18 protein-coding genes are annotated in these 21,489 nt (G+C 32.5%); all 18 read right to left on the bottom strand.

The features are described from left to right. Positions 1-33: 33 nt before the first annotated feature. On the bottom strand, positions 34-573 hold the full coding sequence (locus DWW96_RS02680) for an inorganic diphosphatase (RefSeq protein WP_117908854.1): 540 nt from the start codon (positions 571-573) through the stop codon (positions 34-36). Positions 574-1,459: 886 nt separating this feature from the next. Further along, positions 1,460-1,894 (bottom strand): hypothetical protein, encoded by a 435-nt coding sequence (locus DWW96_RS02675; protein ID WP_117908852.1) that lies wholly within the window; start codon positions 1,892-1,894, stop codon positions 1,460-1,462. Between the two features lie 137 nt (positions 1,895-2,031). After that, positions 2,032-3,345, bottom strand: coding sequence for a phenylacetate--CoA ligase (locus DWW96_RS02670; RefSeq protein ID WP_117908850.1), 1,314 nt, complete (start codon positions 3,343-3,345; stop codon positions 2,032-2,034). Between the two features lie 141 nt (positions 3,346-3,486). After that, positions 3,487-4,530, bottom strand: a complete 1,044-nt coding sequence (locus tag DWW96_RS02665; RefSeq protein WP_022089886.1) for a DMT family transporter — start codon at positions 4,528-4,530, stop codon at positions 3,487-3,489. A 1-nt stretch (position 4,531) separates the two neighbouring features. Further along, positions 4,532-5,746 (bottom strand): PAS domain-containing protein, encoded by a 1,215-nt coding sequence (locus DWW96_RS02660; RefSeq protein ID WP_117908848.1) that lies wholly within the window; start codon positions 5,744-5,746, stop codon positions 4,532-4,534. A gap of 43 nt (positions 5,747-5,789) precedes the next feature. Continuing rightward, positions 5,790-6,779, bottom strand: a complete 990-nt coding sequence (locus DWW96_RS02655) for a WYL domain-containing protein (RefSeq protein ID WP_022089888.1) — start codon at positions 6,777-6,779, stop codon at positions 5,790-5,792. A 161-nt stretch (positions 6,780-6,940) separates the two neighbouring features. Then, the gene (gene greA / locus DWW96_RS02650) at positions 6,941-7,438 is read right to left on the bottom strand and encodes a transcription elongation factor GreA (protein ID WP_117908846.1); all 498 of its coding nucleotides are present in this window, start codon (positions 7,436-7,438) and stop codon (positions 6,941-6,943) included. Between the two features lie 11 nt (positions 7,439-7,449). Further along, a complete protein-coding gene (locus tag DWW96_RS02645; protein WP_117908844.1) occupies positions 7,450-8,811 on the bottom strand; it encodes a citrate/2-methylcitrate synthase in 1,362 nt (453 codons plus the stop codon). A 64-nt stretch (positions 8,812-8,875) separates the two neighbouring features. Then, positions 8,876-9,811 (bottom strand): YegS/Rv2252/BmrU family lipid kinase, encoded by a 936-nt coding sequence (locus DWW96_RS02640; RefSeq protein WP_158562629.1) that lies wholly within the window; start codon positions 9,809-9,811, stop codon positions 8,876-8,878. A gap of 285 nt (positions 9,812-10,096) precedes the next feature. Continuing rightward, positions 10,097-11,335: a glutamate-5-semialdehyde dehydrogenase gene (locus tag DWW96_RS02635; RefSeq protein WP_117908839.1), complete on the bottom strand. Its 1,239-nt coding sequence runs from the start codon at positions 11,333-11,335 to the stop codon at positions 10,097-10,099. A 121-nt stretch (positions 11,336-11,456) separates the two neighbouring features. Beyond that, the gene (gene proB / locus DWW96_RS02630; RefSeq protein WP_117908837.1) at positions 11,457-12,251 is read right to left on the bottom strand and encodes a glutamate 5-kinase; all 795 of its coding nucleotides are present in this window, start codon (positions 12,249-12,251) and stop codon (positions 11,457-11,459) included. 172 nt (positions 12,252-12,423) lie between these two features. Then, complete coding sequence (locus DWW96_RS13920) at positions 12,424-12,573, bottom strand: hypothetical protein (protein ID WP_158562628.1); 150 nt, start codon at positions 12,571-12,573, stop codon at positions 12,424-12,426. 17 nt (positions 12,574-12,590) lie between these two features. Beyond that, positions 12,591-14,885 (bottom strand): hypothetical protein, encoded by a 2,295-nt coding sequence (locus DWW96_RS02625; protein WP_117908835.1) that lies wholly within the window; start codon positions 14,883-14,885, stop codon positions 12,591-12,593. Positions 14,886-15,338: 453 nt separating this feature from the next. Then, positions 15,339-16,331, bottom strand: coding sequence for an ABC transporter permease (locus tag DWW96_RS02620; RefSeq protein ID WP_117908833.1), 993 nt, complete (start codon positions 16,329-16,331; stop codon positions 15,339-15,341). 4 nt (positions 16,332-16,335) lie between these two features. Beyond that, a complete protein-coding gene (locus tag DWW96_RS02615) occupies positions 16,336-17,451 on the bottom strand; it encodes an ABC transporter permease (RefSeq protein WP_117908831.1) in 1,116 nt (371 codons plus the stop codon). Then, positions 17,444-18,979: an ABC transporter ATP-binding protein gene (locus DWW96_RS02610; protein WP_117908829.1), complete on the bottom strand. Its 1,536-nt coding sequence runs from the start codon at positions 18,977-18,979 to the stop codon at positions 17,444-17,446. Before DWW96_RS02610 ends, DWW96_RS02615 begins: the two co-directional genes overlap by 8 nt. A gap of 126 nt (positions 18,980-19,105) precedes the next feature. Further along, the gene (locus DWW96_RS02605; protein ID WP_117908827.1) at positions 19,106-20,446 is read right to left on the bottom strand and encodes a BMP family ABC transporter substrate-binding protein; all 1,341 of its coding nucleotides are present in this window, start codon (positions 20,444-20,446) and stop codon (positions 19,106-19,108) included. A 139-nt stretch (positions 20,447-20,585) separates the two neighbouring features. Next, on the bottom strand, positions 20,586-21,467 hold the full coding sequence (locus DWW96_RS02600; protein WP_243003005.1) for a YitT family protein: 882 nt from the start codon (positions 21,465-21,467) through the stop codon (positions 20,586-20,588). Positions 21,468-21,489: the final 22 nt, after the last annotated feature.

Genomic DNA, 21,489 nt, shown 5'->3' with positions numbered 1-21,489 from the left:
TTTCAAAGCAAGTTGAATCTGTTTCATAGCAGACTATTCATCTTTTTTCCCATATTTTTCATTATAATTATCCAAACATTGATATATTATTTTAGCAGCCTCAACAGGTCCGCCAAACTCCTTAACAGCAGTCTGTTTTCCCTCTAAATCCTTATATACATTAAAGAAGTGCTTTATTTCCGCAAATATATGTTCTGGTAATTGTTGTATATCCACATATCCGTTATATGTTGGGTCGCCATATGGAATTGCAATTATCTTTTCGTCATTATCCCCATTATCAGTCATATACATAACACCTATCGGATAACATCTTACAAGTGACATTGGTTCTATTTCTTCTGAACATAATACCAACACATCAAGCGGATCTTTATCATCTCCAAGTGTTCGTGGAATAAATCCATAATTAGCAGGATAATGAACTGATGAATACAGGATACGGTCTAATATAATCAAACCTGTTTCCTTATCTAATTCATATTTTTTCTTGCTTCCTTTGCTAATTTCAATAGTTGCAATAAAATCTGATGGCTGAATTCTTTCTGGATTAATATCATGCCAAATATTCATATTTACACCTCACCCTTCTGTACATTTTGTACTACTTAACATATCTTTTTCAAAATATGACATCTCCGTTGTTACTAACTGTATTGTTATACAGTGTCAAATATCATAAGAAAATTATACAATCATTTATTTTACAATTCTATATAATGTTAAATTTTATTTTGCACTATATATAGTGAAAGCTAACTTTTCGTTTATTTCAAGGCAAAAATTTCTTTTTTTGTTATGCTAATCAAATTATGTATAATCACTATTTTTTCATTATATAGAGCAATTAATATATGATTATTATTTTTTATTATGGAAACTAAATTTTAGGAATTTAATATTTATATAAAAAAACTATAATATAATATGGAAATTTAATATTTTTTATTGGGGTGGAAAACCATAATATAAATAAGTTACTTTTTCATTATGTAAACCAATTTACGGATATATATTATTTTTTCGATATATTCCGTAAAAAATATAATTATTTTCATTGAATTAGTTTTGTGCCATGGCAGATGTGTCCTTACTTATATGGTACACTTTTATTTGAAAAATTTACGGAACAATCTAAACTAACTTCGGAGTTAAAACTCCACTCAAACACTATTGCAAATATTACTTATATAAACACTTTTAATAACAAAATACAGAATAAAGAATCATTAAGAGCATTAAAAAGAGACTTAAAATATCCGGCAAATTTGTCTTTTGCAAGTCATCCGTATTTTTTTAAGTCTCTTTTATACATACTTTAATTCTTTGAATTAATAAAACTTTTTTAGTTTCTTTTTATGTACTATTATTAAAACTTTTTTAGTTTCTTTATACTTTTATGCACATTATTGCTTTCCATTTAACAATTTAACAATGCTTTTTAATTTGTTAAACTATCCTACTGTTCACTAATATCTTTAATTTTTTCTTCATCCCAGAATTCAAATCCTTCAGATTCAAGAACCTTTGTAGCTACATTTACATTTTTTGTCTTAATAACTGCTGCTGCGTTGATTCCACTTGAAAATGCATACATATATTCTACATTTACATTAGCATCTGCAAGAACCTTTAAAGTCTTTGCAAGTGAACCTGCTTTATGAGGAACGCTTACACAAAGTACCTCTGTTAATTTTGCAGAAAAATCTGCATTCTTTAAAATTTCTCTAGCCTTTTCAGGTTCTGGAACAATCATTCTTAATATTCCGAAATCAGCTGATTCCGCTAAGGCTGCTACAATAATGTTAACATCATTGTCTGCCAAAGTCTTTAATACATCATTTAAATGTCCTTCTTTATTTTCAAGGAACACTGTCAACTGTTTTAATGCCATAAAATTACCTCCTATAAATTACGATTTCGATTAAGATTACGATTATTTATAATAAAAACTTATTATTTATTATTATAAATATCCGTTATCTCCTGCTATTACAAATTACGATTATAAATATCCGTTATCTCCTGCTATTACAAATTACGATTATCAATTACTCGTACTGCTTTACCTTCACTTCTCTGAATTGTCTTAGGTTCTACTAATTTAATTTCAGCAGATATACCTAAAGCATGTTTTAATTTAGCTCCAACCTTCTTCTTCAAATCATTTAACTTGCTAATTTCATCTGAGAAGAGATTCTCATTTACTTCAACCATTACTGTTAGTTTATCTGTATTATTTTCACGGTCTACAATCATCATATAATGGTTAGAAATATCTCCACCCATTGATAAAAGTGCTGTTTCAACCTGTGTTGGGAATACATTTACACCACGAATAACCTTCATGTCATCTGTACGTCCTTTGAATTTAGAAATTCTAGGTGTTGTTCTTCCACATTCACATGTAGTATGGTCAATGCTTGTTAAATCTTTAGTTCTATATCTAAGTAACGGCATACCTTCCTTTACTAAAGTAGTAAATACAAGTTCACCTAAATTATTGTCTCCTACCGATTCATTTGTAACAGGATCAAGTACTTCCGGATAGAAGAAGTCATGGTTAATATGTAATCCATTGTGTTGTTTACAATCCATTGCAACACCTGGTCCTGTAATTTCACATAATCCGTAAATATCAAAACATTCAATATGTAAAATGTCTTCAATTTTCTTTCTCATTTCTTCTGTCCAAGGCTCTGCTCCATGAATTCCGACTTTTAATTTCATATCATCAACCTTGCCCATCTCTGTAATTGTTTCTGCAAGATGCAAAGCATATGATGGTGTACATGTAAGAGCTGTTGCGCCAAAATCTTCCATACACATAATCTGTCTCTGTGTATTTCCTGCAGACATAGGAACCGTCATAGCGCCAATTCTTCTTGCACCAAAATCCATTCCAAGTCCACCTGTAAACAAACCATAACCATAGCATACATGAATTACATCTTCCTTTGTAAGTCCTGCCATTGTCATACATCTTCCTACACATTCTGCCCATACATCAATGTCCTTCTGTGTATATGGCACTATAGTAAGCTTACCTGTTGTTCCTGAAGTTCCCTGTACACGTACAATTTCTGACTGCGGTACTGCTCTAAGTCCGAATGGATAATTATTTCTCAAATCTTCCTTTGTGGTAAATGGAAGTTTAACAATATCTTCAATTCCTTTAATATCACCGGGTTCTACACCTAATTCTTTCATCTTCTTTGTGTAGAATGGTACATTGTTATAAACTCTGTTTACTAAATCAACAAGTCTCTCTCCCTGAAGTGCTGCCATCTCGTCCCGGCTCATACACTCATGCTTTGAGTCTAAAATCATTTCCTTTACGCTCATTATGTTATCTCCTTATGTAATAAATTTTAGCAGTATTTACGCTAACACTTTAAACTGATAAACTCTATTATACTAAAAACAATTGACTATAACAATGTAAAACTTGTTAATCTGCATAATTTCGTTACTTTTTTTGCAAATTTATTGGTGTGTTTGAACGTTATTTACAATCACAATTCCTACACATACAAACATCAGTGCTACAATAACCTGTCCACCTATCTGGCTGCTTTCTCCCGGTAAAAATAAAGCTGAAAGAATAACTCCAAAAACAGGATTCATAAATTTGTATACAGAAACTTTTGATACCGTATTAAATTTTAATAATATACTCCATATTGTATATGCTGTCGCCGAAATAAATGCCATGTAAATAATCATTATAACAACATTAGGAGTTGAAATAACTACATTTCCGCCAAGCAGTTTGCCAATCACAGCCAAAATTACTCCACCTGAAAAAAACTGATATCCACTAAGCATTACAACATCAGCGTCATTTGAAAATTTCTTAATAAATGAAGATGAAAATGCGGACGAAATCGCTGCAAGAAATATAAATCCTTCTCCCATAAATGACCATTGTCCGCCACCGTTTATTCCTGTTATATTTACAATTAAAACTCCTGCAAATCCAATCAACGTACCTATTATCTTAGTTGCATTCAATTTTTCCTGATGAAAAATAAAAGCCGCTACCACAATTGCTAAAAATACACCTGAACCTGTAATAATAGAACTACGTACTCCTGTCGTATGCGCCATTCCTATATAAAAGAACAGGTACTGTCCTGATGTCTGGAATATACTGAGCGTAAAAATGTATCCTGGTTTCTTTGGAAGAATTACTTTTCTTCGTATTATGCTGTTAGTTACAATTACTAAAATACCGGCTAATGCAAATCTTATACCCGCAAATAATATTTGTGAGGCATATTCTCCTGATTTAATATCAAGCATTCTGTAGCCTGTTTTTATACATGGAAATGCACTGCCCCAAAGGAAACAGCACACCATTGCAAGAAGACATACCACCCATGTTTTCTTGAGTAATTTATCTTTAGATTTATTCTTTGTGATTGTATTTCGATCTTCATCATTTAATTTTATAGCATTTTCATTGTCATCATCCAAAATAGTATCACGTCTTTTCTCCATACTATTCAATTCTCTATTTACACTCATATTATTTTCCTACTTCCATTATTGTGCACACAATAGTATCTTTGTGTTTATTTAAATATGTGTAAAACGCCCTTTTCATTTTTATATTATTATTTTCATCCATTATTGAATAAATTTTCTGATATGTATTATTATTTTCAAGTTGTTCTTTTACATAATCAAGATTCAATTCTTTAGCTGTTTGTTCAGGATTTTCATCCATACAATAAGTTTTCATATAGTTTTCAACACCCAATTTAAATCCTACTTTATTTTGTTCCTCTATAACTTTTGATATGCCTTCTTTATAAACTACAGGTTCACCTGTAAATGCATTAATTGTAAATATTTCCTCATACTCATTTGCCGCCAAAGTATTTACTATATCTACTGCGATTCTTACTTTTTTCCGGCGTTCCATATCCTCATTTACATCAGCTATAATTGCTAATGTCTTCATTTTATTTCCATCTATGTCATACTCTGAAACAACCGTTATTTTGCTCCAGCTATAAGTACCATCAATAAGTTTAAGTCTTACAATGCATTCCATTTTACCTGGTGTCAAAATACAATTTGATACAAATTTTTTCATTTTTTCTACATCATCCGGATGAGTGTAGCCAATAATCGATTTTTTCTTAAAAATACGGTCCTGATTGCCCTCACTCATTTTATATTTCTTATATGACTCTGTCGAATAAAATGTATTATTATAATAATCCCATTCTATTATTGCTAAATCCGTCTGCTCAATTACTTTCTGAAATCTATCTTTTTCAATCTCAATCTGCCGGCTTATCTCTATACTTTTAGTAATATTTGTGGCTACAGATACGATTATATATTCTCCTTCATTGCAAATAGCTGCAAATCTTTTTCTTACCCATATCACCTTTCCATCATACCTTTCAAACTGATATATGATTTCCTGAGTCTCACCTGTAAGCATCGATTTTTCAACACATTTTTCATATTTAACCACCTTATTTTCAGGCTTTATTCTCTTTTTAATATCAGCTTCTTTATATTCATATCCATCCCTGTCCTCACCTATATTTTCGTAGAACATATCATTTGCAAATATAAGTTCTTCTTTCCCTTCTTTATACAACACAATTACCAGACTACTCCTTATAGCACTATCAATACATTGACTCAATCTTGCATAAACCGATTCTCTGTCCCATGATAATCCACCAAGTAAATCTTTTATTACTTCAAATGCTCCTTCCATTTAATCCTCCCAATATTTTTCAGTCATTTCTTATTACTATCCATCAGTATTTATACTGATTACTAAGTTTTTCTATCATATTTTTCATACCATCTACAACTTCCTGCGGTCCAAGTATCTTAACCTTATCTTCAAATCCCGCTACCCAGCTGTAAAACATTGAACTTACAGACACATCCACATTAATTGTAAATTTATCATCTTTCTTTGGAATTATCATTACATCTGTACCAAATCTGTCTACCACTACTCCTACTAAACTGTTATCAAATTCCATCTGTACATTCTTAATATTTCCGGTAAACATTCCAAATGTCTGCTTTGTATATTTTGCAGCATCAAATTTTTCAAATTCTTTTTTGCCGTCTCTTTCTTTATTTAAAATTTTAATATCCTTCATTTTGTCCACACGATAATGTCTTATACTCTGTTTTGCTGAATCAAATGCTACCATATAGTAATTTTCATCATCCCAAGACAAAGCCCACGGACTTATATCCGTTTTATTTCCGTCATTTCTTATAACAAGTTCTTTTTTTGTGTTCCACATATAATAATCAAATGCAATCTGTTTATTTTCATATATTGCATCATGAATGGCGTCTATATTGTAGTAACCACTTTTTGAAATAGCTTTCACACGATTTGCCACATAAACCTGACGTTGCAGTTTCTTAGCTTCATATTTACTTGTAAATCCTTCTAATTTCTTAATAAGCTCTTCACTATCTTTTTTTGATATGAATTTTGACGCCTGCACTACATCTACTAACATTTTTAATTCAGAAACATCAAATTTTCTTGTTACTGTTTTATATACTGTTTCCCTATTTAATTTTTCAGTTACTATTTCATATCCTACAGTTCCAAGTTGTTCTATATCGTCGTATATTGATTTTCGTTCAGCTTTGATGCCATTATCATCCAGCTTCTTTATTATCTCACTCATGGTTATTCCATGTTCTTCATCCGTATATTCATCAAAAATCTGTATAAGATATAACAGTTTTAACTTCTGTTTGCTATTTCTCATATTCTCCTGCCCTTTCACAAAATTTATCAATCATTAAAAAAAACTGCCGCACCAAGACCTTGAAATAAATAAAAATATCGTAGTTTTGTCATATCATTAACACTCAAATGATTTTACTTAACTAAATATATATTCCAACGTCTTAATGTAACAGTTTCATATTAAAAGCTTCGTATATTATCTTTTTCTTCTTCTCCGGTATTTTCGATTTTCTTAATTACAACAAAATAACTTACATTGTCATTAACTTTCACTTCCACTCTGTCTCCAACTTTATGTCCCATAAGTGCTCTTCCGATAGGCGATTCATTACTGATTCGTCCACTCATGGAATCACCTCTCATTGTACTTACTATTTTGTAAGTAAGGACTTCATCATCTTCTTCAAAATAAATGTCCACAGTTTTATTCAAACCTACTTCATCTTCTTTAGAATCATCTGAAATAATAGTTGCAGTTTTAAGAAGTTTCTCTAAATATCGAATTCTGCTTTCATTTTTATTTTTAAATTGTTTTGCTGCCTTATATTCAAAATTCTCGCTCAAATCTCCCTGTGCCCTCGCAACCTTAACATCTTCAAGCGCTTCCTTTCGAACTACGATTTTTCTATGTTCTATTTCTTCTTTTATTTTTTCAATATCACTTTGTGTTAACTGCATAACTCTACCTTCTATCTGTCCTCAACTTCTATATAATCATTAAAAGCACAGTTGCTTACATAAGCAGGTCTCATAATCTTATCAGCATTAATTATTTCTTCGATACGATGTGCACTCCATCCTACAATTCTTGCGATTGCAAATATTGGTGTATATAATTCTTTAGGAATATCCAACATGCTATATACAAGTCCGCTGTAGAAATCGACATTTGCACTAACTCCCTTATAAATATGACGTTCCTCGCCAATTACTTCAGGTGCTAATCTTTCAATCATACTATATAACTTAAAGTCTTTCTGTCTGTGCTTTTCTTCTGCAAGCTGTTCAACAAATCTTTTAAACACTTCTGCTCTAGGATCAGAAACAGAATAAACCGCATGACCCATTCCATATATAAGACCTTTTTTGTCAAATGCTTCTTTATTTAATATTTTTCTTAAATACTCTTTAATCTCATGTTCGTCATCATAATGTTTGCAATTATGCTTAATATCCTGGAACATATCAACAACCTTTACATTTGCACCACCATGTCTTGGTCCCTTCAAAGAACAAAGAGCTGCTGCAATTGTTGCGTATGTATCTGAACCTGATGAAGTAACAACTCTCGTTGTGAAAGTCGAGTTATTTCCACCGCCATGTTCCATATGTAAAACTAAAGCTAAATCAAGAACCTTAGCCTCTAAATGTGTATATTTCTTATCAGGTCTAAGCATTCTTAAAAGATTTTCTGCTGTAGAAAGTCCCGGAAGCGGTCTGTGAATGTACATACTCTTTCCACAATGATAGTGATTATATGCATGATATCCATACACAGCCATCATTGGGAATGTACTTATAAGTTTGACACTCTGCTGAATTACATTTTCCACTGATGTATCGGATGCATTCTTATCATAAGATGCTAATGTAAGTATACTCTTTGTCAAAGAATTCATAATATCAGCACTTGGTGCTTTCATAATTACATCCCTTACAAAGTTTGTAGGTAATTTTCTTTGTGCTGAAAGCATTTTGCTAAAATCTTCTATTTCATCTTTTTTAGGTAATTTACCAAAAAGCAATAAATAAGCTGTCTCTTCAAATCCGAATCTGTCTTCTGAAATAAATCCGTTTACAAGGTCCTTTATATTATAACCTCTGTAAAATAATCTACCTGGGCATGGAACTGATTTTCCATCAATTATCTGTGTAGATTCAACACGTGAAATATTTGTAATTCCTGTAAGAACACCTTTTCCATTTATATCTCTAAGACCTCTTTTTACACCGTATTCTGCAAATAAATTCTGCTCAACTGTATCATTTTCCCCACACATTTTTGCGTACTTATCTGTAAGTGCTTTCATGTCTTCTTTGTTTAATGTCATATATTGTACACTCCTTTTCTTACTAACTTTCTAACTACTTCAAATCTCGCCTTTCATATATTCTTTAATATACTAATTTAACTGCATTGTGGATGACCCTGAATTTCATGTTCTTTCTGCCATCCTCTTTTTCTCCATCCAGTGACCAGTCAATATCACTGCTGTCTGAAATTTTAAGTTTTGAAACTTTTAATAATCTGATATGTTTATCATATATCTGATTTGTAAGTTCATTTATAATTATTCCAAGTTCGATTAAATCCTTCGGATATTTAATTAGCAATAACTCAAATAATCCATCTGCAAAATCAACTTTTCCTTCATCAATTGTCATTACACCGCCAATTGATGTGGCATTACAAATAGCCACAAATATGTATTCGCCTTCGATTACTTCATCTTCATTTTCAATCTTTAATTTCATTCGCTTAACCTGAGTTAAATCCTTAACTCCCTCTAAAACGTAAGCAAAATGTCCAAGCAGATTTTTAATATTCTGTGGTGCTGAATATGAGGCTTTTGTAAATATTCCTGCCGATGCCGTATAGACAAAATATCTGTCATTAAATTTTCCAATATCTATATATTTTGCTTTATGAGTCATGATATGCTTTGCTGCCTCAACAGGGTCTGATGGCAAATTAAGACTGTTTGCAAAATCATTTGTTGAACCCGCCGGTATATATCCTAACGGTTTTTTAAGTCTGGCTGAACGCATTCCCGCCATAACTTCATTTAATGTACCATCTCCACCCATGCAGGCAATCATATCAACCTGACTACCGAGAGCTTTCACAATCTCTGTAGCATGCTTTTCTCTTCTTGTGAATTTTATTAACACTTCATAACCATAGTCATTAAAAATATTAATAACATCTACCAGTATATCTTCTCTCTTCTTCTGACCTGCCTTAGGATTTACTATAAATAATAGCTTCTTATATTGTTCTACAATTTCTTTCTTTTCTTCAGTAACAGTCGTTTCTTTTATATCATCCATAACCATCCTCCTGAAAAACTTCTAAATTCTATATATTTTTGCCATGCTGTAATCATATCTGATTTTCTTAATCTGTTCATAACAAAAACCTGCTATCTAATAATTTTCAATAATAAACACCATGTCTATTATTATAAAATTAATAATTTAACAATTTATGAATATTTTGTAAAACCACCGTATTTTGTAAAATTGAAGTAAAATTCTTCAACGCTGTATTTTGATTTACTAAATTGTGGCATTAATAAACTTTATACAAATCCTTTATACTTTGACTATTGTACTTTATCTAATTTGACCTTTTCCGTATATTTTGTATTTAAACGACTGTAACTCAGGCAATCCAATAGGTCCTCTTGCATGAAGCTTTTGAGTTGAAATTCCAATTTCAGCTCCAAAACCGAATTCACCACCATCTGTAAATCTTGTACTTGCATTTACATAAACAGCCGCTGAGTCTACTTCATTTAAGAACTTCTCTGCTGTTTCTTTATTCTCAGTAACGATACATTCACTATGATGTGTGCTGTATTTGTAAATATGGTCAATTGCCTCATCTACATTATTTACAATCTTTACTGACATTTTATAATCAAGATATTCTGTGCCCCAGTCATCATCTGTAGCTTCTTTTATATCAGGAGCAATTGTTCTTGAATCTTTATCACCTATCAAAACAACATCCTTTGTATCAAGTATCTGTTTAATTCTTGTAAGAGCTTCCTTTGCAATATCCTTATGTATCAAAAGACTTTCTGCAGCATTGCAAACCGATGGTCGCTGAGTTTTTGCATTAAACACTATATCTACTGCCTTATCTAAATCTGCATCTTTATCAACATAAATATGGCAGTTACCAACTCCGGTTTCTATTACAGGAACCGTTGCATTTCTAACTACTGCCTGAATAAGACCTGCACCACCTCTTGGGATTAGCACATCAACGTATTTGTTCATTGTCATTAACGCTGTAGCACTTTCTCTGCTTGTATCTTCAACTAACTGAATTACGTCTTCATTCATGCCTACGCTTTTAACCGCATCACGCATAGCTGATGTAATCATCTTATTTGAATTGATGGCTTCTTTTCCTCCACGAAGAATTACTGTATTTCCAGACTTAAGGCAAAGAGCTGCAGCATCACTTGTTACATTTGGTCTTGCCTCAAATATTACAGCTATTACTCCTAAAGGAACTGAAACCTTTTCTATTTTAAGACCATTAGGTCTTACTGTCGTATTTAAAATTTTACCAACCGGGTCAGGAAGTTTTACTATATCTTCTACGCCCTTTGCCATTCCTTTTATTCTGTCGGCATTAAGCATAAGTCTGTCAAGAATTCCATCTGACAAACCGTTTTTCTTTCCATTTTCCAAATCAATTGCATTAGCTTCTACGATTTTTTCTGTATTATCAATCAAAGCTTTAGCAATTGCAGTAAGAATTTTATTTTTTTCTTCTGTTGTGGCAACACTAAGTTTACGCTCAGCTTCTTTTGCCTTTACACCCAATTCTTCCAACATACCTTAGTCCTCCATATATTATTGATAAGTTTATGTAAGGCAAATGCTTTCCATAAACTATGTATCATTAATGATTTATTTGTAATTCATTTTTATTTAAAATTTATTTTTCATCTGGAATTTATTTCTTTTTCTTAGCAACGAAGAAAGTTCCAACCTGATGTCCTTCTAATACCTTATAAATGTTATCTGCATCAAATCCGTTAATTATAATTGTATCAATGCCGGCTTCTGTTGCAATCTGTGCTGCAATAAGTTTAGTAATCATTCCACCTGTTCCAAACTTAGAGCCTTTTCCTCCTGCTATTTCAAATAATCCTTCTGTAATTTCTTCCACCACAGGAATAATTCTTGCATCTTCATTTTCATTAGGATTATCATCATACAATCCATCTATATCTGTTAATATTAATAACGCATCTGCTTTAACTAATTTAGCAACAATGGCTGAAAGACTGTCATTATCACCGTACACAATTTCTTCTACTGCTACTGCATCGTTTTCATTAATAATCGGAATTGCTCCATATTCAAATGTCTTTTCAAATGCATTTATCAAATTGTTATGACATTCTTCATGCTCAACGTCTCTCTTTGTAATAAGGAACTGACCTGTTGCATGACCAAATTCGCCAAACATCTTGTCATACATAAACATTAATTCACATTGTCCTACAGTAGCTGCTGCCTGCTTTCCTGCTGTATCTGTCGGTCTGTCCTTTAATCCTAATTTTCCTACGCCTACACCAATCGCTCCTGAAGTTACAAGTGCCACCTCAATACCAGAATTTACAATATCCGAAATCACCGCAACTAACGCTTTCATTCTTCTGATATTTGTCTTACCTGTTGAATGAGTTAATGTTGATGTTCCCACTTTAATTACAATTCTTTTTGCGTCCTTTAACGTTGCCATTTCTCTTCTCCCATTGTTTTATGTTTCTTCATTTTTTTGCATATGTTGTTTATTTTACCACAAATTAGGGATAAATAGAAGATTTCAGGGGGTTTTCTTTATTATTTTATATATTAAAAAAAATGGCAAAGCCTCCTTCTGAGACTTTGCCACTTAGTTTTAACTCTAAATTTTAATATAAATCTGACCAAATAAGATTTCCTTCTGCATCTACATCACTATTAGCAGAATCACCAAATCCATTTATTCCACTTGTTGTTATTACGTCCTTTGTATCAAATTCTATTATTTCCATTTCAGGACTTGTGTATAATTTTCTCATTTAATGCCTCCCATTAATTACTGTTCTATAGATGTTTCTGTTCCTGCAAATGCATCTACAATTTCTTTATTTGCTACAGATAAAGATTCATAATACTTTGTATCTTTCTTTATTGCCTGAGCAACCTGCTGTACAGTTCTTACTCCACTCATATCTGAATAAATATTCTTTACTGTTCCATCTGCATATTTAACAGCAACATAAGATCTTGCAATAAAGTTTGTTGTGTAATTCTTGATGCCTACAACAGAGCCATAATATACTCCTGTCTGTTCCTTATACCAGCCACTATTCTTAATCTGTATTAAATCTTTTCCTACTGTATAAACTGAATCTGACTCAATAGTTGGATTTCCTTTTTCTGTATTTAATTCACTTGTTGTAATTAATGTGCCTTCTTCTGAAATATACTTTTCAAAATCATTTATTGCAGTTCCTGCTTTAGTTGCTGTTATTGTAGTGTGGAATCTTAATCCCGGATTTTCTGTTGAGAATCTGATTCCTGCTCCTGTAGCCATTGTAGCCTTGATATCAACTGCTTCAAATGTTACATCTTTTGTTACTGTATATTTTGAACCTGGTGCATAAAGATCTCCATCCAAATCATAACCTGTTGCGTCAGTTGGGAATGTGAATGTTCCACCTTTAACCGCTGGTGTTACTTTTTCTCCTATTGTTACATTAACTGTTGTAACTATCAAGTCAGCTTCTGTAATTTCTGACTCATGACCATCTTTAACAACACTAACTCCAAATTTATATGCTCCTGCTGCGAAATTATTATCAGATAAATAGTTTACTACATCATAATTAGCATTTGTTGATTCACCAACTAATTTATTATTTACATATATATTATAATAATCGCATTCAACTGCGCCCCAAGAATAATAGTATGGATTCGTCTCACTCACTACCAATCCAACCGGTTTAGCCGGTGCATCAGGATCAATTGCCTTAGATGGTCCAACTACTTTAATTGCAAACGGAGCTACATTACTTCCTTTAGCCCATATAATATGATATTTAGTCTCACCTACACCTGCTTCAACTAATTCCTGATTGATATATACGCAATCACTACCAATAAAGACTTTCTCATTTGTATAATAGTTTGGATTTATATATTCTTTATCGTCAAAAATTAAAGAAGTTGCATTCGTTCCTGTAGTTACAAATCCGAAAACAGCCATGGTTTTAAAATTAACTGCGTTTCCTCTATTCCAATCAGGAGTTCCATCATTATGAAATCCCCTTAAACCATCATTACCCATATTATCTACTGATGAAGCATATACTTTAGAACCATTCTTTGAAGGTCCTTTTAATTCTATCCATTTATCCTCAGAAATTTCTTCCGGAACAATAGCTGATAATTTTTCATTATCTTCTTCCGACAAATCCTGTGTATTGTCTGGAGTAGACGGTGCCACATATCTCTTATTGACTGTTATACTTTCTTTAATGTCTTCTCCTTGTGGATTTTTTAATACGTTCCCATCACTATCTAACGCTGTAACTGTAACTGTATATGTTTCTCCTACAGTTTCTGTTGTAATTGCTGAATAATATTCAAATAAATTTGTACTTATTATTTCGCTATGCACTTCTGTACCATCTGCATTAAGTGATGTCAATTTATATTTTGCAGCATCATCAATTTTGTCCCAATCAAATCTAAAATTTGCTTGTCCTGCATTTTGTCCTTCTGTCTGATGTAAATTCAAAGTATAATTAGCAATATGTTCATATTTTTTTACTATAACACTAAAAGAAACTTCATTTCCTGCCACACTTGTAGCTTTTATTTTAAAAGTTCCCTGCTCTGAATCTCCAATATCAAAAATAGATTCATCAATAGCTATACAATCTCCGCCAAACATTGCATTACCAGTTTCATCTTTTATGTTTGCAGATACGCCTGTATCAACAAGATTAATACTTGTATCTTCTTCATCCATTTTACTAACAGACATACTTGCTGTATCTCCCCATTTTGATGGAATAGCCAAAACTCCTTTTTTATATAACGGATGTGTTGTTCCAATTCTTCCCCATCCATCATGGTCAGTTCCTGCTATTAAAAAACCACAAAACTCATGAGGTTTATTAATTAACGTTCCTATGGTATCTGATGATACCCAAGCAACAGTTCCTTTTGTTGATTGCCCACTTAAAGATGTTTTAGAGCTTGTCAACTGTACCAATTCCTCGTCTGCTGCTTTTGCTGTAGTATTACTTACTGTTATTGATGTAAAAATCATTGTTAACACTAACAGCATAGAAATAAATTTTTTCAAGTTCCTTTTCATTTTGTAACTCCCTTCTTTTCTTAGACCCCTCTGGTCCCTTTATATGTTATATTACATATGTATATTCTATCACTCCAATTTGGTAATAACAACCAACGTACAGCATAAAACTGCTTTTATTTTTGTGCAAAATTTCAATATTTTCATTTCATTTATTGTTATTTTGTTTTTTTATAAAACCCTTTATTTAACGGCTTTTTAAGCAATTTTCATATATAAAATCATTTTTCAAAAATTGTTTTATTGTTATTTTTTTAACAATGTTGCTTCAAAAAACTACTTATATACTTTCGACATGATTCTACTTACATAAAAAGAGCTATTGTGCAACTTTACTAGTTTTGCGCAATAGCTCTTGCATAACTTTATATTAAATATTTTATACTATTTTCTAAATATATTTCAAAACATGTGTTTACATCACTTTATAAACAATTTATGCTTTGTATTTTACTATCTTTCTTCTCTAAAATATGATAATCCAAGACTTGCAGGTGCCTGATTATCTTTGCTCTTACGCATACTTGAAATAATTAAAACAAGTATTGTAATTACATAAGGAATCATCTTTGCAAGGTCTGTGTTTACCTTTATACCAATTACTTTTGGAAGGAACTGATATGCCCAATAGCATAATCCAAATAAATATGAACCCCATATTGCATGAACCGGACGCCATCTGATAAATATTACCAATGCTACAGAAAGCCATGCGAGGCTTTCAATCGCTGTTCCTGATGCAGTAGCCCATGTTCCTTTACTGTAATCTAAAATGTAGTAAACGCCACCAAGACCTGTAATTCCTGAGCCAATACATGTTGCAAGATATTTATATTTTGTTACGTTAATTCCTGCTGCATCTGCTGTTGCCGGATTTTCACCTACTGCTCTAAGATTTAATCCTGTTCTTGTTTTTGTTAAAAACAATGTTGCACAGATGGCAACTATTAATGCAAGATACATCATAAATCCATATGAAAATAATATATCACCGACTACACCTAATTTATCACTTAAGAATGGTATTCTTGCTCTAAAAATCTTTGTAGCAAAATCAGCCTTTGTTGATACTGCTCCCTTTGGAATTACATATGTTCCAAAGAATTTTCCAAGACCAACACCAAATATTGTAAGTGTTAAACCCGTTACATTCTGATTTGCATGAAGAGTTGTTGTCAGGAAACTATAAATAAGTCCGCCTAATGCTGAAACTATAAATGCTGTTCCTAAAGCAACTAATATGCACATAAACGCATTGGGATTACCAACTGATGTTTCATAAATATAAGCTCCAACAAAACCGAAAGCTCCTCCCATACACATAATACCCGGTGTTCCCAAATTAAGATTTCCTGCTTTTTCCGTAAGGGTTTCGCCAACAGCGCCAAATAATACTATTGAACCAAACACTACTGCAATATTAATCCATGATATTAAATTTGCCATCTGATTACGCCTCCTTACTTTCTTTTTTAGGGAAGTTTAATTTATAATTAATGAAAAATTCACTTCCAATTATGAAGAATAATACAATACCAATTACAATCTTAGAAGCATTTGCATCAAATCCTACAAATGTATCTGCGATATGAGCTGTTCCTTTTTCAAGGAATACTATAAGTAACGCAATTGCTATCATTATTGCTGTGTTAAATTTTGCAAGCCATGCTACGATAATGGCCGTAAAACCATAACCGCCTGCTGTTGAATCAGACGCAATTGAATGATCCTGACCCGATACTGTTAAGAATCCACAGATACCACATACTGCACCTGAAATAAGCATTGTTCTGATAATTACTTTTTTAACATCAATTCCTGCATATCTTGCCGTATTTTCTGATTCACCTACTACTGCTATTTCATAACCATGTTTTGTCTTCTTTAAATAAATATACATTAATACGGTTATTATCAATACAACTGTTACAATTATGTTATTTGAACTTCCATTATATTCGGGAAGGTATCCTGCTTTTGTTCCAGGATTAAGCATTCCCAGCGAAGCCTTTGAGCCTTTCCATATGTTGTAATAATAATCAACTAACTGCATTGCAACGTAATTCATCATTAAAGTAAAAAGTGTTTCATTTACATTCCATTTTGCTTTAAAAATTGCAGGTATCAATCCCCAGATTGCACCCATTACAACTGATGAAACAATCATAAGTGTAAATAATAATGGTGTTGATAATGTTGAAAAATTAACCATTACTATCGCTGTTGATAAAGCACCAATTAACACCTGGCCTTCAGCACCGATATTCCAGAATTTCATTTTAAATGCAGGTGCAAGTGCTACTGCTATGCAAAGCAATTTTGCAGTAAAGAAAATCGTTCCTTTTCTATAGTACATATTGCTAAATACGCCTTCCCACATAAGACCAAATGTTTCTCCCGGTCCAATTCCCGTAAGGCTGAATACAAATATTGTAACTACTACAAGAGATAATAAAATTGCTATAAGTCTTACTGCCCACTTCTGCCATGTTGGTATTACATCTCTTTTTGTTACTCTTACAAGAGGTTCCTTTACTTTCGTTACCTGATTTGGCTTATTACTCATTGTCGGCACCTCCATTCTGCAAATTTGTCATAAGTAATCCTACTTCTTCTTTTGTTGTCTTTCTTGCATCAAGAATTCCATTTTCTTTTCCGCCACACAAAACAAGAATTCTATCTGATAAGGCAAGCAATACATCTAAATCTTCTCCAACGTAGATTACTGCTACACCTTTCTTTTTCTGTTCATTCAATAAATCATAAATTGTATAAGATGTGTTAATATCAAGTCCACGAACTGCATATGCCGTCATTAAAACAGATGGTGCATTTGCAATTTCTCTTCCTACTAATACTTTCTGAACATTTCCACCTGACATTGTTCTTACAGGGGCATTTATGCTTGTTGTCTGAACATTTAAAGTCTGTTTAATTCTTTCAGAAAGTTTTTTAGGTTCTTTATTTGATATGAAAAATTTCTTTCCTTCATCATAACTTCTCAAAAGCATATTTTCAGGCATTCCCATTGAACCTACAAGTCCCATTCCAAGTCTGTCTTCAGGAACAAATGATAAAGCAACGCCACATTCTCTAATCTGTCTTGGTGACTTTTCCAAAAGACTTTCTTTTTCGCCCTGGTGATTAACATATGTTATCTTGCTACCATCTTCTGTTTTTTGTAATCCTGCAATTGCTTCCAGTAATTCTTTCTGACCACATCCTGAAATTCCGGCAATTCCTAATATTTCACCACTGTAAGCTTCAAATGATACATCGTCTAATATATTAATTCCATCCGGACTTTTACAACTTAAATGTGAAACTTCAAGTCTTACCTCTTTATTTTCCACTTCCGGTCTTTCTATGTTTAGTTCTACTTTTTCTCCCACCATCATTTCTGTAAGTGAAAGTTCTGTAGCATCTTTTGTTTCTACTGTTCCTACATAATCGCCTTTTCTTAAAATGGCAACTTTATCAGAAATCTCTAATACTTCGTTAAGTTTATGCGTAATGATAATAATTGATTTTCCATTTTCTTTCATATTACGCATTACTTTAAATAACTTTTCTGTTTCCTGTGGAGTTAATACTGCTGTAGGTTCGTCAAGTATTAAAACATTTGCACCACGATACAATACTTTTACTATTTCTAATGTCTGTTTCTGTGCAACTGACATATTATATACTTTCTGATTTGGGTCTACTTCAAATCCATATTTATCACAAATTTCTTTTATTTTATCTATTACATTTTTAAGCGGTTCTTTTTCTTTTAAACCTAATATTATATTTTCGGCAGCTGTAAATACATCAACTAATTTAAAATGCTGATGAACCATTCCCACTCCGAGTTCCATTGCATCATGTGGCGAACGAATTGTTGCTTCTTTTCCATCTATTAATATCTTTCCGCTGTCAGGAAAATAAATACCTGAAAGCATGTTCATAAGAGTTGTTTTCCCACTTCCGTTTTCACCTAATAGAGATAAAATTTCACCGTACTCTAAGTCAATACTTACATTATCATTTGCAATAGCATGACCAAAAGTTTTAGTTATATTTTTCATCTGAACAGCATATTTTTGTTCCACTTTTGTTTCTCCTTGCATCATTAGATTTTCTTTGTAAAAATGGGACTGTCGCTTCAACGATTTATATTTAATAACCGCTAAAGCGACAGTTCCCTTTTATGTCTTATATAATTATGTCTGATTTGATTACTTATTCAATTCTGTAATTCCATCAATTCTAATCTGGAAATATGGAGCTGAACGGAATGATGATTCATCAAAGTATGTTGCACCGTTGTCATCTTTTACGATTGCTTCAACTGTATCTCCCTTGTATGTTACATCTCCTGTTGCAAAATCAATGATTGATAAATCAATCTTATTTGATGTAACAGCTCCGTTATCATCAATTTCAAGGTCTAAACCATTGTCCTCATTCTTCTTAACATTCTTTCCTGTTACTGTGAATTTAGATGTATCAAATACATGTAATGAGCCATCCTTTAACGCTGCTTCTACTTCAGCAACCTTATCTGCTGTTCCTTCTGCACAAGAATCACCTAATTTAGTGATTGCTACTGCATCTGCATCATATCCTTCAGCCCAGTTCTGAGGAATTTCTTTTCCATCTTCATAAGCCTTGAATAATGTTGTATAGTATGCTGCCCAGTTATTTGTAGCACTTGTTAAAGCTGCTGTCTTAGCTACGTCTAACATGTCTACATTGTATCCAACTGAGAATGCTACTGTGTTACTGCTATCCTGTGCTGCCTGAACTGCACTTGGAGCCCCTGTCGAATCTGCATGCTGTCCGATGATAACACATCCGTCGGCCATTAATGATTCAGCTGCTGCACCTTCACCTTCAATATCAAACCATGAATCAGTATAACTTACTTCCATTGCTACTTTATCATATACTGATTTAATTCCTAAATAAAATGCTGTATAACCTGATACAACTTCTGCGTATGGATATGCACCAACATAACCAACTTTTACATTTCCATCCGCATCATATCCTGTTGCCGGAATCTTATCTTCTTTAACGAGTTCTGCAATCTTCATACCTGCAACTACACCTGATACATAACGTGATTCGTATACCTTTGTAAATGCGTTGTAGAAATTGTCACATCCTGAAATTGCTGCATAATCACCTGTCATAGCTACAAAATCAACATCTGTATACTTCTGAGCTGCTGCATACATATAATCCTGATGTCCGTATGAATTAGAAATAATTAATTTACATCCCTGAGCTACTAACTGGTCTGCTGCCTTACTAACTTCATCTGATTCAGAAATGTTGTACTTCCATACAATATCACTGTCAGATATTCCCAATTCTTTAGCTGCTTCCTTGATTCCGTTAATATGAGCTAATGTGTAACCTTCTGTTTCATCTCCAAGAAGAATTGCGCCAATCTTCTTAGCTGAGCTCTTATCACTACCTGAACCATTGTCAACTCTTTCTGCCTTCTGACCACAACCAACAAGGGCTATTGTCATTGCGCACACAAGCACTAAACTTAATAGTTTCTTCATTTGCTTTGTTCCTCCATCATAAAAAATAATTTCTTTCTTATTAGAAAAAATACTTTTTTATTTTATCGCATACTTTTGTTATTTGTAAACAAAATTTTACTAAATTTATTTTAATTTCTTACAAAATTAAGTTTTTTCTTTACATTTCCACATCCGTGTGTCCTTTAAATCCCTCACCAAACACTTCTGTAGCGGAAGAAACTATCATAAACGCTTCCGGATCAACTTCACTTACAAGATTTCTTACCTTTGTAAGATTCTGTTTATGCATAACGCACATAATAACTTCTGTATTTTCCATATTATATGCGCCCTTTCCTTCGACCAATGTGACACCCATATTAAGTTCGACCATCATTCTTGTAGCTATTATTTTTCGCTTATTGCTTACTATATAAACTAACTTTGCTTCATCGCTTCCATATAAAACCTTGTCCAAAATATAAGTCGATATAACAATCGCAACTCCTGCATACATTGACACTTCTATATCTTTAAAATATAATGCTGCCGCTGCTAAAATAAGTCCATCAATTATCAAATACATTTCACCGGATTTAACCTGCCTGTATTTTTGACGCAAAACTTTAATTATTATATCGATACCACCTGTCGTGGTTTCCATTCTAAGACAAAGTCCCATTCCTGCTCCCATTAAAGTTCCACCTACTAATGCTGCTAAAATCTTATCGTGTGTTACAACATATCCCATTCTCTCAAATATTTCCATAAATGCTGATGAAACTACAAGAGTGTATAATGTTGACAACGTAAATCTTGCTCCAAATTTCCATGCACCTAAAATCATTATAGGTATATTCATAATCACAATTAAAGTACCTAATGTTATTGGTATAATTCTTGTCAAAATTACTGCCGCACCTGTCAAGCCTCCGGGTGCCAAATTGTTAGGGTCTAAAAACATAGAAATTCCTACTGCATATATACAGGCAGCAAAAGTAATAACTATATATCTGCATATGAATTTTGCTATTTTTTTTGCTTTTTCCTTATTTTCCACTTTCAATTATTCACCACTTCTT

This window comes from Eubacterium sp. AF17-7 (genome assembly GCF_003461285.1).
In the GTDB taxonomy this organism is placed as follows: Bacteria; Bacillota; Clostridia; order Lachnospirales; family Lachnospiraceae; genus Eubacterium_U; species Eubacterium_U album.
The sequence above is the reverse complement of the archived record's forward strand: the minus strand, read 5'-3'. Positions and strand labels throughout refer to the sequence as shown.